Genomic DNA, 16,697 nt, shown 5'->3' with positions numbered 1-16,697 from the left:
CCCGCCCGTGAGACGGTCCGGGCCCGTCTCAGCCGTCGAGCATGTCGGCGGTGAGGACCGCCTCGGTGTCCGGGATCCCCTCGTCCTGGGCCTTCTTGTCGGCCATCGCGAGCAGGCGGCGGATGCGCCCCGCGACCGCGTCCTTCGTCATGACCGGCTGGGCGAGCTGGCCGAGCTCCTCGAGGGAGGCCTGCTTGTGCTGCAGCCGCAGCTCGCCGGCCTCGCGCAGGTGCTCGGGCACCTCCTCGCCGAGGATCTCCAGGGCCCGCTCGACACGTGCCCCGGCCGCGACCGCCGCCCGGGCCGAGCGACGCAGGTTGGCGTCGTCGAAGTTGGCGAGCCGGTTGGCGGTGGCCCGGACCTCGCGCCGGATCCGGCGCTCCTCCCAGGCGAGGACGGCGTCGTGGGCGCCGAGGCGCGTGAGCATCGCCCCGATGGCGTCGCCGTCGCGGATGACGACGCGGTCGACCCCGCGGACCTCGCGGGCCTTGGACTGGATGCCGAGCCGGCGGGCGGCGCCGACGAGGGCGAGCGCGGCCTCCGGGCCGGGGCACGTCACCTCGAGGGCCGAGGAGCGCCCGGGCTCGGTCAGCGAGCCGTGCGCGAGGAAGGCGCCGCGCCACGCGGCCTCGGCGTCGCAGACCGAGCCGCTGACGACCTTGGCGGGCAGCCCGCGGACCGGGCGGCCGCGGCTGTCGATGAGGCCGGTCTGGCGGGCCAGCGCCTCGCCGTCCTGGACGACCCGCACGACGTAGCGGCTGCCCTTGCGCAGCCCGCCGGCCGCGAGGACGAGGACCTCGGGGGTGTGCCCGTACACCTCGGCGAGCTCACGCCGCAGCCGGCGCGCGGCGCTGGCCGTGTCGAGCTCGGCCTCGACGACGATCCGCCCCCCGATGATGTGCAGGCCCCCGGCGAACCGCAGCATCGCCGCGACCTCGGCCTTGCGGCAACAGGGCTTGGTCACGACGTGCCTGCTCAGCTCGTCCTTCACCTTCGCCGTCATCGCCATAGCGGGTCATCCTGCCACGCGTCAGTGGACGGGTCGCGGGGTGTACAGGATGTCCCGCAGGGCGGCCGCGTACCGGAGCGGGTCGTGCTCGCCGAGGTCCCGGGCGCGCGACACGGGCGTGACGTGCAGCTGCGCACCGAGGCGGGCCGCGGCGGCCTCGAGCGCGGCGTGGTCCTCCACCGCGGCGGGGTCGGCGAGGACCCCGTCGAGGCGCAGCCCCGGTGCGAGGGCGGCGAAGGACTCGAGGTGGCGCACCGCGTCGAACCCGGCCGTCTCCCCCGAGCCCGGGTCGAGGTTGAGGACGAGGAGCCGGCGGGCCCGGGTGACCCGCAGCGCCTCCTCGAGGTCGGGGACGAGGAGGTGGGTCATCACCGAGGTGAACCACGAGCCGGGCCCGAGGACGACCCAGTCGGCGCTGCGGATGGCCGCCACCGACTCGGGGTAGGCGGGCGGGTCCGACGGCACGAGGCGCACCTGCTCGACCCGGCCGCGGGTGCGGGCGACCTGGGCCTGGCCGCGGACCGTCGTCACCGTCGAGGGGGCCTGCGGGTCGAGCCCGCCGACCTCGGCCTCGATGTCCAGCGGCACCGCCGCCATCGGCAGCACCCGCCCGTGGGCCTGGAGCAGGCGCCCGACGAGGTCGAGGCCCGCCACGGGGTCCTCGTGCAGCTCCCAGAGCGCGACGATGAGGAGGTTGCCGAGGGCGTGCCCACCGAGCGGCCCCTCGCCCTCGAACCGGTGCTGGAGCACGTCGCGCCAGGTGTGGCCCCACTCGGTGTCGCTGCAGAGGGCGGCGAGGGCCATCCGCAGGTCGCCGGGCGGGAGGACGCCGAACTCGTCGCGCAGCCGTCCGCTCGACCCGCCGTCGTCGGCGACCGTGACGACGGCGGTGATCTCGTCGGTGACGAACCGCAGCGCCGTGAGCGTCGCCGAGAGCCCGTGGCCTCCGCCGAGAGCGGTGACGACCGGCCCGCTCACTCGCGCCCCAGGTCGCGGTGGACGACGAAGGTCGCGACGTCCGGACCCCCGAGGCGGCGCGAGAGCGCCTCGGCGACGGCGACCGAGCGGTGCTTGCCGCCGGTGCAGCCGACGGCGACGGTGGCGTAGCGCCGGCCCTCGTGCCGGTAGCCGGCGGTGACCGGCTCCATGAGGGACACGACGCGGTCGACGAACGACGTGGCGCCCGCCTGCGACATCACGTACTCGGCGACCGGCGCGTCGACGCCGGTCAGCGGGCGCAGCTCGGGCACCCAGAAGGGGTTGGGCAGGAAGCGCATGTCGAAGACGAAGTCGGCGTCGAGGGGGACGCCGTACTTGAAGCCGAAGGACATGACGGCCAGCCGCAGCGAGGGTCCGCCGCTGACGCCGACGATCGGGGTCAGCTTGCGCGCCAGCTGGTGGACGTTGAGCCCGGAGGTGTCGATGACGACGTGCGCGTCGGCCCGCAGGTCGCGCAGCAGCTCGCGCTCGGCCTGGATGCCGTCGAGCAGGCGGCCCTCGCCCTGGAGGGGGTGCGGCCGGCGGACGCTCTCGAAGCGGCGGACGAGCGCCTCGTCGGTGGCGTCGAGGAACATCAGCTGCGGGTGCCAGCCGTGCTCGCGCACCGCGGCGATCCCCTCGCGCAGCTCGGAGCTGAACGGCCGAGCGCGCACGTCGACGACGGCGGCGATGCGCAGGTCCCCGGCACCCTCGTCGCGCGCCCGGCCGGCGAGCACCGCCATCGCGGGGATCAGCTGGGGAGGGAGGTTGTCGACGACGTACCACCCGTGGTCCTCGAGGACGTTCGCGGCGGTCGAGCGGCCGGCGCCGCTCATCCCGCTGACGACGAGGAAGTCCGCCCGCCCGTTCGATCCCGACGACGAGGCGTCAGCCACTGGATGCTCCCTACTGCTCGACGACCTCGCCCGTCAGCGGGTCGATGGCCGGCATGTCCTGTTCGGTCGAGCCCAACTCTGCCGCAACGACCGCTGCCAGTGCAGGCCCGATGCCCGGCACGTCGGCGAGCTCGTCGACGGTGGCGGCGCGGATCTTCTTGACCGACCCGAACCGCTTGAGGAGCGCCTGGCGCCGCTTCTCGCCGAGGCCGGCGATGCCGTCGAGCGCGCTCTGCGTCATCGCCTTGGAGCGGCGCTGCCGGTGGAACGTGATGGCGAACCGGTGCGCCTCGTCGCGCAGCCGCTGGAGGAGGTAGAGCCCCTCGCTGGTGCGCGGCAGGATGACCGGGTACTCCTCCCCCGGCACCCAGACCTCCTCGAGGCGCTTCGCGAGACCGACGACGGCGACGTCGACGGCGCCCGCCTCCTCGAGGGCGCGGGCGGCCGCGTTGACCTGCGGCAGACCGCCGTCCACGACGACGAGGTTCGGGGTGTAGGCGAAGCGCGCCGGCCGCTCACGGCCCTCGGCCACCTCGGCCTCGCGCTCCTCGGCCTCCTTGCGGCCGCGGCGGAACCGCCGCGTGAGGACCTCGTGCATGGCCGCGGTGTCGTCGGTGGCCCCGGTCTCGTCACCGCGGACGATGAACCGCCGGTACTCGGACTTGCGGGGCAGCCCGTCCTCGAAGACGACCATCGAGCCGACGACCTGCGTGCCCTGGACGTGGCTGATGTCGAAGCACTCGATGCGCAGGGGCGCGTCCTCGAGGTCGAGGACCTCCTGGAGCTGCTGCAGGGCCTGGCTGCGGGTCGTGAGGTCGCCGGCGCGGGTCACCTTGTGGCGGGCGAGGCTCTGGGTCGCGTTGCGCGCCACCGTCTCCATCAGCGTCCGTTTGTCACCCCGCTGCGGGACCCGCAGGTCGACCCGGCTGCCGCGCAGGCCCGCGAGCCACGCCGCGAGGGCCTCGTCGTCGTCCGGCAGGACCGGGACGAGCACCTCGCGCGGCACGCCCTCGCCGGACTCGCCGCCGTAGACCTGCTGGAGGAGGTGCTCGACGACCTCGGGCGTCGTCTCGGCGTCGCGCTCGGCGACCCAGCCGCGCTGGCCGCGCACGCGGCCCCCGCGGACGTGGAAGAGCTGGACCGCGACCTCGAGCTCGTCCTCGGCGAGGGCGAACACGTCGGCGTCGGTGGCATCGGGCAGCACGACGGCCGACTTCTCGAGGACCCGCTCGAGCGCGCCGATGTCGTCGCGCAGCCGCGCCGCCTTCTCGAAGTCGAGCTCGGCGGCGGCGGCCTTCATCTCACGGGTGAGGCGCGACATGAACCGCCCGCTGTTGCCGGCCATGAAGTCACAGAAGTCCTCGGCGATCTCCCGGTGCCGGGCGGCGTCGACGCGGCCGACGCAGGGGGCGCTGCACTTGTCGATGTAGCCGAGCAGACAGGGCCGGCCGACCTGCTCGGCCCGGCGGAAGACCCCCGAGGAGCAGGTGCGCATCGGGAAGACGCGCATCGCGAGGTCGAGGGTCTCGCGGATGGCCCACGCGTGGGCGTAGGGGCCGAAGTAGCGCGTCCCCTTCTTCTTGGCGCCGCGGACGACGAGGGCGCGGGGGTACTCGTCGGCCATCGTCACGGCGAGGTAGGGGTAGGACTTGTCGTCGCGGTACTTGACGTTGAACCGCGGGTCGAACTCCTTGATCCACGCGTACTCGAGCTGGAGCGCCTCGACCTCCGTGCCGACGACCGTCCACTCGACGCTCGCGCCGGTGCGCACCATCGTCTGGGTGCGGGGGTGCAGCGCGGCGACGTCCTGGAAGTAGGAGGACAACCGCTGGCGCAGCGACTTGGCCTTGCCGACGTAGATGACGCGGCCCTCGCGGTCGCGGAAGCGGTAGACGCCCGGGTCGGTCGGGATCTCGCCCGGCCGGGGGCGGTACGTCGAGGGGTCGGCCACCCGTCAACCCTAAGCCGCGCCCCCGACACCGCGACCGCCCCACCCACCCCACACGACTCCCCTTTTCGGGGTCACCCCGAAATGTCCACGAGACAAGACCTCCGAGCCGGGGTCTCGTGAACGAGCTGCTGTGTCGACCCGCCCGAGTCGCTCACGCGCCGGCGGTCAGCCGTTCGGCGAGCGCCATCGCGCGCCGCACCCGGGCCAGGAGCCGCTCGGGGTGCGCGAGGTCGTCCCACATGACGCGGACGACGACGTAGCCCAGCTCCCGCAACCGGTCCTCACGACGCTTCTCGGCGACGACGGCCTCGGGGCCGCCCGCCGAGTACTTGACGGCTCCGTCGAACTCGATGAGCACCTTCGTCCCGCGGACGACGAGGTCGACCCGCCCGACGAACTCACCGTCCTCGTCACGGACCTCGACCTGCGAGTCGAGCTCGAGCCCGAGGGACTCGAGCGTCACCCGCGTGCGGCTCTCCCCCGGGCTCTCGCTGGCCGCGTCGACGAGGCGGAGCATCGCGAGGGCCCGTTGCACGTGGCGATGACCGGCCCGCCGAGCGACCTCGCCCGCCAGCTCGTCGGGGGTGACCAGCCTCCGGTGCAGCGCCTCGTCGGCCGAGGCGACGGCCGCCACCGTCCCGTGGTCGAGGGCCAGACCGACGAGCGCGGCGCAGGGCGGCTCGACAGGACCGAACGACGTGTCCTGCAGGTCCGCCACCGGGTCCAGGGGCCGGATGGTGGCACCGCTGCGCTTGAGCTGACGCTCGACCGGGCGGTGGAGCAGGGCCGTCCCGAGCGGGAGACCCCAGGTGGGCAGGCCGAGCGCAACGACGGCCGACCGGCCGGCGAGCGACGCATCCGGGTACTCGACCCGCAGCGCGCGGCACAGCTCGAGGTGTCGGTCCTCCGCACGTGCGGCCGCAGGGCCGGTCGCGTACAGGCCACGCGCGAGGCGCCGGAGCGTCCTGGCCTTCACCGCGCGGGTCAGCACCTCGCGCGAGACACCCAGCCCATGTGCCTCGGCGGTCGTGAACACGCCGTCGTGCAGCTGCCCGAGGAAGCTCAGGTCATCCGTGTCGTCCATCCCTCGACGATCGACGCGGCCGAGCCGAGGCGCCAGCGGCCGCGACGCATCTGTGGACGACGGCCCGAGACCCCGGTTCGTCCACGAGACCCCGGCTCGGAACCGGGGTCTCGTGGACATTTCGGGGTCACCCCGAAAAGTGGAGGCGGGAGTGACGGGGGGTGACTAGGGTCAGGAGACGGTGAGGCCGTCGCCGCTGACGGTGACGGACTTCTCGGGGAGCGGCTTCGTGGCCGGTCCCTGCTTGACGGCGCCGGTCGCGGCGTCGAACTGGCTGCCGTGGCAGGGGCAGGTGATGACGCCGTCGGCGACGCCGCCCACCTGGCAGCCCTGGTGGGTGCAGACGGACGAGAACGCCTTGTACTCGCCCTGCGTCGGCTGGGTGACGACGGTCGAGATCGACTCGAAGACCTTACCGCCGCCGACGGGGATCTCGGCGGCCTTGATGGCCTGCGACACGGCGGAGCTCGCGGCGCCGGCGGCCGAGCTGGCGGCCTCCTCGACGTCGCCGGACCCGCAGGCGGCGAGCGAGCCGGCCCCGACGACCACGGCGCCGACGGCGCCCGCCGTGCGGAAGGACTGGCGTCGGGTGACGCACGCGCAGCCGGAGCCGCACTCGGTGCTGGACGGGGTGGGGCGGTCGGTGCTCATCGGGCTGTCCCTCTCGGTCCGTGGGTGTCCCTCGCAGTATCCATGTCGTCGCTGGACGCCGCCTGTGGACCTTCGTCCACTGTCCGTCCGGCCCGTCCACCTGCTGGATCCGCAGGTAACAACTCGGCACCACAAACAAGAAGGTCCTCGGCAAACGGGCCGATCACGGCTACATTCCGTCAGGTCCGCGTCGGCGGGCAGGAGCATCCGCTCACCAGACCAGATCCCCAGGAGGAACTGTGCCTCAGCGTTCCGTGGTTGCCGTTGGCGCCTCGCTGCTCGTGGCCTCGCTCGCGCTCACCGGTTGCGGCACGCGCGGCGGCGACGACGGCGGCAGCGACACCGGCAGCGGCTCCGGAAACACCAAGACCGCGAAGATCGGCGTCATCGCGCCGCTCTCCGGTGACCTCGCCGCCCTCGGCAAGGGCATCGAGCACTCGGTCGACCTCGCCATCAAGCAGGCCAACGAGTCCAACGCCATCCCCGGCTGGAAGCTCGAGCTCGCGGCCGAGGACGACCAGGCGACGCCCGACGTCGGCAAGAACGCCGCGACGAAGCTCGCGTCCGACAAGGACGTCGTCGGCGTCGTCGGCACGCTCAACAGCTCGGTCGCGCAGAGCGTCCAGCCGGTGCTCTCGACGGCCAACATCACGATGGTCTCGCCGGCCAACACGAACCCGTCGCTCACCCAGGGCGCCGACTTCGCGACCGCCCCCAAGCGGACCTACCCGAACTACTTCCGCACCTGCACGACCGACTCGATCCAGGGCCCGTTCGCGGCGCGCTACCTCTTCGAGAAGGCCGGCATCAAGGAGGTCGCGACGGTCCACGACAAGAAGACCTACGGCCAGGGCCTCGTCGACGCCTTCAGCAAGGAGTTCACGAAGCTCGGCGGCACCATCGTCGCGGCCGAGACGATCAACCCTGACGACGACAAGTACGACGCCGTCGTCAGCAAGATCAAGCCGAGCAACCCCAAGGCCGTCTACTACGGCGGTGAGTTCCCGCAGGCGGGTCCGTTCTCGCAGCAGATGAAGGCCGCCGGCCTCAACGTCCCGCTCATGGGCGGCGACGGCATCTACTCCGGCGAGTTCATCAAGCTCGCGGGCAGCACCGCCACCGGCGACCTCGCCACCTCGGTCGGCGCCCCGACCGACCAGCTCGAGTCGGCGAAGGCGTTCGTCCAGGCCTACGACGCGGCCGGCTACGCCGAGCCGTACGAGGCCTACGGCGCCTACGCCTACGACGCGGCGAACTCGATCATCAACGCCCTCAAGACCTCGCTCGCCAGCGCGGACTCGGCCGAGGCCGCCCGCCAGGCGACGGTCCAGGCGATGAGCAGCGTCTCCTTCGACGGCGTGACCGGCAAGGTCGCGTTCGACGAGTACGGCGACACCACCTCCAAGGTCCTCACCGTGTACGCGGTCAAGGACGGCGCGTGGGCCCCCGTGAACACGGAGGAGTTCAAGTAAGCCGGTCCTGACGACCCAGTCGTGAGCACCCCGACGGCGGGGGTGGTCGAGCAGACCACCCCCGCCGTCCGTGTCCGGACCTGCTCCGCGCGGCCGCGCCCACGGTCCGTGTGGCGCCTGTCCGTGATGCACGTCACCCGCTACTCTCCCCCCAGCCCACCCGCACGTCACGCCTAGGAGGTCGTGGTGGAACTTGCCCAGCAGCTCGTCAACGGGCTGACCCTGGGATCGCTGTACGCCCTGATCGCGGTCGGATACACGGTCGTCTACGGGATCATCCAGCTGATCAACTTCGCCCACGGCGAGATCTTCATGGTGGGCGCGTTCGGCGCCCTGAGCACCGCGCTGTTGTTCTTCCGCAGCTACGTCGACGGCGGCGAGATGCTCCCCTTCTGGGCGCTCCCCGTCCTCATCGTCGGTGCGGTCGCCGCGTCGGTGGCCATCGCGGTCCTCATGGAGCGGATCGCCTACCGGCCCCTGCGCAACGCCCCGCGCCTCGCCCCCCTCATCACGGCCATCGGCATCTCGGTCTTCCTCCAGGAGGCGGTCCGTCTCCTCTACGGCAAGATCCCGAGCTTCCCGGACGCCAAGCAGAAGGTGCCCTTCCCGCAGATCGAGGTCGTGAGCGGCCCCGCCTTCAACCTCGGCGGCGTGACGCTCCAGCGCTCGACGATCTTCACCGTCGGCGCCCTGGTCATCTGCGCGGCCGGCCTGTTCTACTTCGTGTCCCGGACCAAGACCGGCCGGGCGATGCAGGCCGTCTCGCAGGACCCCGACACCGCGCGCCTGATGGGCATCAACGTCGACCGCATCATCGTCGTCGCCTTCGTGATCGGCGCGACCCTCGCGGCGGTCGCCGGCATCGCCCAGGGCCTGCAGGTCACGAACATCAACTTCAAGATGGGCTTCCTCGCGGGCCTCAAGGCCTTCACCGCCGCCGTCCTCGGTGGCATCGGCAACGTCTGGGGGGCCGTCATCGGCGGTGTCACCCTCGGGCTCGTCGAGGCGCTGGCCGTCCAGTTCATCCCCGGCACCTTCGGCGGCAGCCCGTGGAAGGACGTGTGGGCGTTCGCGCTCCTCATCCTCGTCCTCGTCTTCCGACCGCAGGGCCTCCTCGGCGCAAAGGTGGTGGACCGCGCATGAGCACCGTGACGCACTCCCCCGACACGACCGACCCCGAGCTCTCGCGCCTGGACCGTCTGCGTGAGCAGCACGGCGACCGGGCGGCGATCCTCGCGGTCGCCGGTGGCGCGCTGCTCCTCGTGAGCGGCCTGCTGTCGTGGTCGTACGACAACCGGATCCTCGACGACGTGAGCGTCCGGTTCTACCCGCTCGGGATCCAGCTCTACGCGATGCTCCTCGGCATCGTCGCCCTCGCCTTCGGCGTGCTGCTCTTCCGACGGCCGCAGTGGCTCAACCCGGGCCGGGGCCTGCGCGCCGTCGGCTGGGGCTCGGTGGTGTTCGCCCTCGCGGGCATCATCGCCGTCGCCTACCAGGCGGGCGGGCTCATCAACGTCAACGAGGGCGGATGGGTCGGCCTCGTCGGCGCCGCGCTCGTCCTCGCGGGCGGCCTGCTCTCGCCGCACGTCGACCTCGACGTCCGGACCTGGCCCCGGCTGCCCTCGTGGGCCGAGATCCTCGTCATCGTCGTCATGCTCGGGCTGCTGCTCTTCGCGACGGCCTACACGCTCAACGTCGACGACCCGGCGACCTTCGGGTGCCTCCTGATCACGCTGCTCGCCGTCGCGATCGGCCTCGTGGGCAGCGGTTTCGGCGAGTACCTCGGGTTCATCGGGCAGAACAACCGGCGCCCGCTGCTCCTGGCGGCCTTCCTCGTCGCGTTCCTCTTCCCGTTCACCCAGGACGGTTCGGACGCGAACATGTCGATCGCCACGCAGATCCTCATCTTCGCGGCGACCGCACTCGGCCTCAACATCGTCGTGGGCCTCGCCGGCCTGCTCGACCTCGGCTACATCGCCTTCCTCGGCACCGGCGCCTACGTCGGCGCGATGCTCTCGAAGTCCGCGTTCGCGACGATCGGGTGGAACCCGCCCTTCCTCGTCGTCATGCTGCTCGGGATGCTCGTCGCGTCGATCTTCGGCCTGATCATCGGCTCCCCGACGCTGCGGGTCTCCGGCGACTACCTCGCCATCGTCACCCTCGGCTTCGGCGAGATCTTCCGCCTGGCGATGTTCAACCTCGACGGCAACAACGGCCCGGACCTGACCAACGGCCCGAACGGTATCCCCGGCATCCCGGACCTCAACTTCTTCGGGTTCGACTTCGGGCAGACGCACACCGTCGCGGGCATCCCGCTCGGCCGGTTCAGCAACTACTACTTCCTGCTGCTCCTGCTCATCGCGTTCGTCATCCTCGTCTTCACCCGGCTCAACGACAGCCGGATCGGGCGCGGCTGGGTCGCCATCCGCGAGGACGAGCGCGCGGCGGAGGCCATGGGCGTCAACGTCTTCGGGCTCAAGCTGCTCGCCTTCGCGGTGGGCGCCTCGCTCGCCGGCCTCGCCGGGACGATCAAGGCGCACCAGGACACCTCGGTGACGCCCGACCAGTACATCTTCCTCGAGTCGGCGTTCCTCCTCGCGGCGGTCGTCCTCGGCGGCATGGGCACGGTCGCCGGCGTCCTCGTCGGCGCGACCGTCCTCAAGCTCCTCCCCGAGAAGGCCCGCATCGTCAACGACTACCGGCTGCTCATCTTCGGCCTGCTGCTCGTCGTCATGATGCGCTTCCGGCCGGAGGGCCTCGTCGCGAGCAAACGACGGCAGCTGGAGTTCCACGAGGACGACGACGAGCTCGCCGAGATCGTGCAGTCCGAACACCTGCAGGAGGCGAAGTGACCGTCACCGACCCCACGCCGAGCGGCCACGTCATCGGGGACCGCGTCGTCCTCGAGGCCGAGCACGTCACGATGCGCTTCGGCGGCCTCACCGCCGTCGGCGACGTGAGCATGAAGGTGCACGACGGCGAGATCGTCGGGCTCATCGGCCCGAACGGCGCCGGCAAGACCACCTTCTTCAACTGCCTCACCGGGATGTACGTCCCGACCGAGGGTCGCGTGACCCTCGGCGGTGAGCAGCTGCCGCCGAAGCCGCTCAAGGTCGTCCGCGCCGGCATGGCCCGGACGTTCCAGAACATCCGGCTGTTCGGCAACATGACCGCCCTCGAGAACGTCATGGTCGGGCGCTACTGCCGCACCTCGTCGATGGCGCTGACCTCGATCCTCCGCGGGCCGAAGTTCCGGCGCGAGGAGGAGGCCACCCGCCTGCGGGCGCAGGAGCTGCTCGACTACGTCGGGCTCGGCAAGTCGACCGAGATCCTCGCGCGCAACCTCCCCTACGGCGACCAACGCCGGCTGGAGATCGCGCGGGCCCTCGCGACGGACCCGCAGATCCTGCTCCTCGACGAGCCGACGGCGGGCATGAACCCCAAGGAGACCGAGGAGACGATGCACCTGATCTTCAAGATCAGGGACAGCGGCCTCGCCGTCGTCGTCATCGAGCACGACATGCGGTTCATCTTCAACCTCTGCGACCGGGTGCTCTGCCTGGTCCGGGGCGAGGTCCTCGTCGAGGGCTCCCCCGGCGAGGTGCAGTCCGACCCGCGGGTCATCGAGGCCTACATCGGTGGCGACGACACCGACGAGGACGAGGAGGAGAGCGCGTGAGCGCCATGCTGGAGGTCAAGGACCTCGTCGTGTCCTACGGCAAGATCAAGGCCGTCAAGGGCATCTCGTTCACGGTCGACCAGGGCGAGGTCGTCTCGCTCATCGGCACGAACGGCGCCGGCAAGACGACGACGCTGCGCACCATCTCGGGCCTCCTGCGCCCGGTGTCGGGCTCGATCTTCTTCGACGGTCGGGACCTCACGAAGGTCGCGCCGCACGAGATCGTCTCGCTCGGGCTGGCGCACTCCCCCGAGGGCCGGCGGATCTTCCCGAAGCTGAGCGTCGAGGAGAACCTCCTGCTCGGGGCGTTCTCGCGCAAGGACAAGGGCATCCGCGAGGACCTCGCGGCGGCGTTCGAGCTCTTCCCCATCCTCGAGGAGCGTCGCGCGCAGCCCGCCGGCACGTTCTCGGGTGGCGAGCAGCAGATGCTCGCGATGGGCCGGGCGATGATGAGCCGCCCGAAGATGCTCATGCTCGACGAGCCGTCGATGGGTCTCTCGCCGCTGATGATGAAGCGGATCATGACGACCGTGACGACGCTGCAGCAGCAGGGGACGACGATCCTCCTCGTCGAGCAGAACGCCCAGGCGGCGCTGCGGCGGGCGACGAAGGGCTACGTCCTCGAGGTCGGCTCGATCGTCCTCTCGGGCACCGGCAAGGAGCTCCTCGAGAGCGACGACGTCCGGAAGGCCTACCTCGGCGAGGACTGAGGCGAACGGGTTTCACGCTCTGCGTGGGCCTGATCACACACGAGGACGGGCCGCGCGACTCCACGTCGCGCGGCCTGTTCCCGTTGCTCACCCGCCGCACGGCCCGCCTAGGGTGGGTCGATGACGACCTTCCGGCACGACGCGGCCGCGCGCGCGGTGGCTCGCCTGGCCTACCGCACCCTCGAGCCCTACCACCTCGCCGCGTACTTCGGCTCGCACGTGGACGCCGCCCGCGAGGAGCTCGGTGTCGGGTGGCTGGGGGCCTACACCGGGATGCGTGCCGCCCCGCTCGGCGCGGTCCCGGGCCAGGTGGTCGCGGCGACCTTCTTCGGCTTCCGGCCGGAGGCGGTGGCCAAGGCCTGGAGCCTGGCGCTCGGGCGGCACACCCCGAGCGGGCTCGACGAGGTGCGCACCCGCTGCCTCGACGACGGGCTGCGCTCCGCGCTGGGAGCGGACGTCGGCTCCCCCGACGTGATCGAGCTCGTCGGACGGCTGCGTCCGGTCCTCGACCGGCTGGACTACGGCGGTCGGCCGCTGGCGGCCGCCTTCGCGACGCAGGAGTGGCCGGACAGCCCGCACCTGGCCCTCTGGCACGCGACCGCCCTGTGGCGCGAGTGGCGCGGCGACGGACACGTCGCGGCCCTGACCTCGGCGGGGCTGCGCCCGCTCGAGTCGCTCGTCCTCTACGACGCCTGGCTGCGCGCGACGAGCCCGGAGCGCGCGAGCCGCGGTCGTGCCTTCCTCCAGCCCACCCGGAGGTGGACCGACGAGGAGTGGGCCATGGCCGAGGAGTCGCTGGGCACGTCGGGCCTGCTGACACCGGCCCGCGACGGTGGGGCGCCGACGCTGACCGAGGCCGGGCGGCGGCTGCGAGACCACCTCGAGGACGCCACCGACGACGCCTCGGCCGCGGCCTGGGCGGATGTCGACGACGCCGAGCAGCTGCTGACGACGGCCCGTGCCGTGGTGAAGAAGGTCATCGACGCCGGCTGGCTGCCCGGCACCCCCGGCCGCGCCTGAGCGCGGTCCGGGGGCGGGGTCAGCCCGCCTTGCGGGAGGTGGTCCTGCGGGTCGGCTCCCGACGGGCGGTCGAGCCCTTGGCCGCGGTCTTCTTCGCCGGCGCCTTGGTGGCCGGGGCCTTCGTCGCCGCCGTCTTCTTCGACGCAGCCCGCTTGGCCGGGGCGGCCGTCGTGCGCGCGGTCTTCGCGAGGACCGGGGCGAGGAAGCGGCCGGTGTGCGACTCCTCGAGCGCGGCGACCTCCTCGGGGGTGCCCTCGGCGATGACCCGCCCGCCGCCGCTGCCGCCCTCGGGCCCGAGGTCGACGAGCCAGTCGGCCGACTTGATGACGTCGAGGTTGTGCTCGATGACGATGACGGTGTTGCCCTTGTCGACGAGGCCCTGGAGCACCTTGAGGAGCTTGCGGATGTCCTCGAAGTGCAGGCCGGTCGTCGGCTCGTCGAGCACGTACACGGTCCGCCCGGTCGAGCGCTTCTGCAGCTCGGAGGCGAGCTTGACGCGCTGTGCCTCGCCGCCGGAGAGGGTCGGCGCGGGCTGGCCGAGCCGGACGTAGCCGAGGCCGACGTCGTTGAGCGTGCGCATGTGCCGGGCGATCGCGGGGACGGCGGCGAAGAACTCGGCGGCCTCCTCGATGGGCATGTCGAGGACGTCGGCGATCGACTTGCCCTTGTAGTGGACCTCGAGCGTCTCGCGGTTGTACCGGGCGCCGTGGCAGACCTCGCACGGCACGTAGACGTCCGGGAGGAAGTTCATCTCGATCTTGATCGTCCCGTCGCCGGAGCACGCGTCGCAGCGGCCGCCCTTGACGTTGAACGAGAAGCGACCCGGCTGGTAGCCGCGGACCTTGGCCTCCTCGGTCGTCGCGAAGAGCTTGCGGACGTGGTCGAAGACACCGGTGTACGTGGCCGGGTTCGAGCGCGGGGTGCGCCCGATCGGGCTCTGGTCGACGTGGACGACCTTGTCGAGGTGGTCGAGCCCGGTGACCGACTTGTGCCGGCCCGGGACGTGGCGGGCGCCGTTGAGCTTGTTCGCCATGACGTTGTAGAGGATGTCGTTGACGAGCGTGCTCTTGCCCGAGCCCGAGACCCCGGTGACCGCGACGAGGTTGCCGAGCGGGAAGCCGACGGTGACGTTGTCGAGGTTGTGCTCGGTCGCCCCGACGACGACGACCTCACGGCCGCGCTCCTGCGGGCGACGGACGGCCGGGGTCGGGATCTCGCGACGCCCGGACAGGTACTTGCCGGTGATGGAGTCGGGATGGGTCAGCAGGTCGGCGACGGTGCCGGAGTGCACCACCTCGCCCCCGTGCTCGCCCGCCCCCGGGCCGATGTCGACGACCCAGTCGGCCGTCGCGATCGTGTCCTCGTCGTGCTCGACGACGATGAGCGTGTTGCCGAGGTCGCGCAACCGGGTCAGCGTCTCGATGAGGCGGTGGTTGTCGCGCTGGTGCAGACCGATGCTCGGCTCGTCGAGGACGTAGAGGACCCCGACGAGGCCGGACCCGATCTGGGTCGCGAGCCGGATGCGCTGCGCCTCACCGCCGGACAGGGTGCCGGCCGGCCGGTCCAGGCTCAGGTACTCCAGGCCCACGTCGAGGAGGAACCCGAGCCGGGCGTCGATCTCCTTGATGACGCGCGCCGCGATCTGTCGCTCGCGCTCGGTGAACTCGACCGTCGAGAAGAACTGCGCGGCGTCGCCGATGGCCAGGCGGGAGACGTCGGCGATCGAGCGGCCCCCGATGAGGACGGCGAGCGACTCGGGCTTGAGGCGCGCGCCCTTGCACACGGGGCAGGGCACCTCGCGCATGTAGCCCTCGTAGCGCTCACGGCTCCAGTCGGAGTCGGTCTCGGAGTGGCGCCGCCGGACGAACGGGATGGCGCCCTCGAAGCCGGTGGAGTACGAGCGCTCGCGCCCGAAGCGGTTGCGGTAGCGGACGTGCACCTTGTGGTTGCGCCCCGTGAGCAGCGCGTCGCGGACCTTCTTCGGCAGCTCGCGCCACGGCGTGTCCATCGAGAACTTCATCTCGTCGGCGAGGGCCGACATGACGCGCTGGAAGTAGTCGGCGGCGCCGGACGCGGTGGCCCACGGGGCGATGGCGCCCTGCGCGAGGGTCAGGTCGTCGTCGGGGACGATGAGGTCGGGGTCGACCTCGAGCTCGGTGCCGATGCCGCTGCACTCGGGGCAGGCGCCGAACGGGCTGTTGAACGAGAACGAGCGCGGCTCGACCTCGTCCATCGACAGCGGGTGGTCGTTGGGGCAGGCCATCTTCTCGGAGTAGCGGCGCTCGCGCTCCGGGTGCCCCTCCTCGAGGTCGACGAAGTCGACGACGAGGACCCCACCGGCCAGGCCGAGGGCGGTCTCCACGGAGTCGGTGAGCCGGCGCTTGGCCGAGGTGTCGTCACCCTTGGCGACGAGGCGGTCGACGACGACGTCGATCGTGTGCTTGACCTGCTTCTCGAGCTTCGGCGGGTCGGTGAGGGTGACGACCTCGCCGTCGACGCGGGCCCGGGAGAAGCCCTTGGCCTGGAGCTCGGCGAAGAGGTCGACGTACTCGCCCTTGCGGGCGCGGACGACCGGCGCGAGCAGCTGGAAGCGGGTGCGCTCGGGCAGCTCGAGGAGCCGGTCGACGATCTGCTGCGGGCTCTGCCGGGTGATCGGCTCGCCGCAGACGGGGCAGTGCGGGCGGCCGGCACGGGCGAAGAGGAGGCGGAGGTAGTCGTAGACCTCGGTGATGGTGCCGACGGTGGAGCGGGGGTTGCGGTTGGTCGACTTCTGGTCGATCGACACCGCGGGCGAGAGGCCCTCGATGAAGTCGACGTCGGGCTTGTCCATCTGCCCGAGGAACTGCCGGGCGTACGCCGAGAGCGACTCGACGTAGCGCCGCTGGCCCTCGGCGAAGATGGTGTCGAAGGCCAGCGAGGACTTGCCCGACCCCGAGAGGCCGGTGAAGACGACGAGAGCGTCCCGGGGGAGCTCGATGCTGACGTCCTTGAGGTTGTGCTCGCGGGCGCCGCGGACGACGAGGTGGTCATGACTCACACCCGCCATGCTAGGTGTCGGGTCCGACAGCCCCCTCATCAGCGGTGACGGCATCCGGGGTTCGTCCAGACCCGGCGTCTAGGTGTACTCGGCCGGGACGTTGGTGACGCGTAGGCGTTGACGACGAGGAGAACCTCCGGGTGAGGTGTGGATTGTCTAGGTCCTACACCGCCCGGAGGTTCTCGTGGCCCACGCTAACGCTCGTCTGAA

Annotated in this window: 13 protein-coding genes; 6 read left to right on the top strand and 7 right to left on the bottom strand. The window is 71.7% G+C overall.

What is annotated here, in order from left to right; genetic code table 11:
- Positions 1 to 28: 28 nt before the first annotated feature.
- From whiA to KMZ30_RS16930, 6 genes are all read right to left on the bottom strand, one after another.
- Positions 29 to 1,009, bottom strand: coding sequence for a DNA-binding protein WhiA (whiA, locus tag KMZ30_RS16955; protein WP_030528387.1), 981 nt, complete (start codon positions 1,007 to 1,009; stop codon positions 29 to 31).
- 21 nt (positions 1,010 to 1,030) lie between these two features.
- Complete coding sequence (locus KMZ30_RS16950) at positions 1,031 to 1,987, bottom strand: gluconeogenesis factor YvcK family protein (protein ID WP_215511788.1); 957 nt, start codon at positions 1,985 to 1,987, stop codon at positions 1,031 to 1,033.
- A complete protein-coding gene (gene rapZ / locus KMZ30_RS16945) occupies positions 1,984 to 2,883 on the bottom strand; it encodes an RNase adapter RapZ (protein ID WP_215511789.1) in 900 nt (299 codons plus the stop codon). Before rapZ ends, KMZ30_RS16950 begins: the two co-directional genes overlap by 4 nt.
- 10 nt (positions 2,884 to 2,893) lie before the next feature.
- Complete coding sequence (gene uvrC / locus KMZ30_RS16940) at positions 2,894 to 4,834, bottom strand: excinuclease ABC subunit UvrC (protein ID WP_215511790.1); 1,941 nt, start codon at positions 4,832 to 4,834, stop codon at positions 2,894 to 2,896.
- A 151-nt stretch (positions 4,835 to 4,985) separates the two neighbouring features.
- Positions 4,986 to 5,918: a type IV toxin-antitoxin system AbiEi family antitoxin domain-containing protein gene (locus KMZ30_RS16935; protein ID WP_215520077.1), complete on the bottom strand. Its 933-nt coding sequence runs from the start codon at positions 5,916 to 5,918 to the stop codon at positions 4,986 to 4,988.
- A gap of 171 nt (positions 5,919 to 6,089) precedes the next feature.
- Positions 6,090 to 6,569 (bottom strand): Rieske (2Fe-2S) protein, encoded by a 480-nt coding sequence (locus KMZ30_RS16930; RefSeq protein ID WP_207021846.1) that lies wholly within the window; start codon positions 6,567 to 6,569, stop codon positions 6,090 to 6,092.
- A gap of 254 nt (positions 6,570 to 6,823) precedes the next feature.
- Here KMZ30_RS16930 and KMZ30_RS16925 point away from each other — a divergent pair, with 254 nt between their 5' ends.
- From KMZ30_RS16925 to KMZ30_RS16900, 6 genes are all read left to right on the top strand, one after another.
- On the top strand, positions 6,824 to 8,041 hold the full coding sequence (locus KMZ30_RS16925; RefSeq protein ID WP_308279602.1) for a branched-chain amino acid ABC transporter substrate-binding protein: 1,218 nt from the start codon (positions 6,824 to 6,826) through the stop codon (positions 8,039 to 8,041).
- 186 nt (positions 8,042 to 8,227) lie between these two features.
- Complete coding sequence (locus KMZ30_RS16920; protein WP_242525651.1) at positions 8,228 to 9,184, top strand: branched-chain amino acid ABC transporter permease; 957 nt, start codon at positions 8,228 to 8,230, stop codon at positions 9,182 to 9,184.
- Complete coding sequence (locus KMZ30_RS16915) at positions 9,181 to 10,893, top strand: branched-chain amino acid ABC transporter permease (RefSeq protein ID WP_215511793.1); 1,713 nt, start codon at positions 9,181 to 9,183, stop codon at positions 10,891 to 10,893. Before KMZ30_RS16920 ends, KMZ30_RS16915 begins: the two co-directional genes overlap by 4 nt.
- Entirely contained in the window at positions 10,890 to 11,720 is an 831-nt protein-coding gene (locus KMZ30_RS16910) for an ABC transporter ATP-binding protein (protein WP_030528379.1), read from the top strand. Before KMZ30_RS16915 ends, KMZ30_RS16910 begins: the two co-directional genes overlap by 4 nt.
- A 5-nt stretch (positions 11,721 to 11,725) precedes the next feature.
- Entirely contained in the window at positions 11,726 to 12,430 is a 705-nt protein-coding gene (locus KMZ30_RS16905; protein WP_226901843.1) for an ABC transporter ATP-binding protein, read from the top strand.
- Between the two features lie 120 nt (positions 12,431 to 12,550).
- Entirely contained in the window at positions 12,551 to 13,450 is a 900-nt protein-coding gene (locus KMZ30_RS16900) for an SCO6745 family protein (RefSeq protein WP_215511795.1), read from the top strand.
- Positions 13,451 to 13,469: 19 nt separating this feature from the next.
- On the opposite strand, the gene uvrA is transcribed toward KMZ30_RS16900, so the two are convergent.
- Complete coding sequence (gene uvrA / locus KMZ30_RS16895) at positions 13,470 to 16,496, bottom strand: excinuclease ABC subunit UvrA (protein ID WP_226901699.1); 3,027 nt, start codon at positions 16,494 to 16,496, stop codon at positions 13,470 to 13,472.
- Positions 16,497 to 16,697 lie beyond the last annotated feature (201 nt).

It is taken from the genome of Phycicoccus mangrovi, assembly GCF_018729305.1.
Classification (GTDB): Bacteria; Actinomycetota; Actinomycetes; order Actinomycetales; family Dermatophilaceae; genus Phycicoccus; species Phycicoccus jejuensis.
Note: the sequence above shows the minus strand (reverse complement) of the source record. Positions and strands in the feature narration are given on the sequence as shown.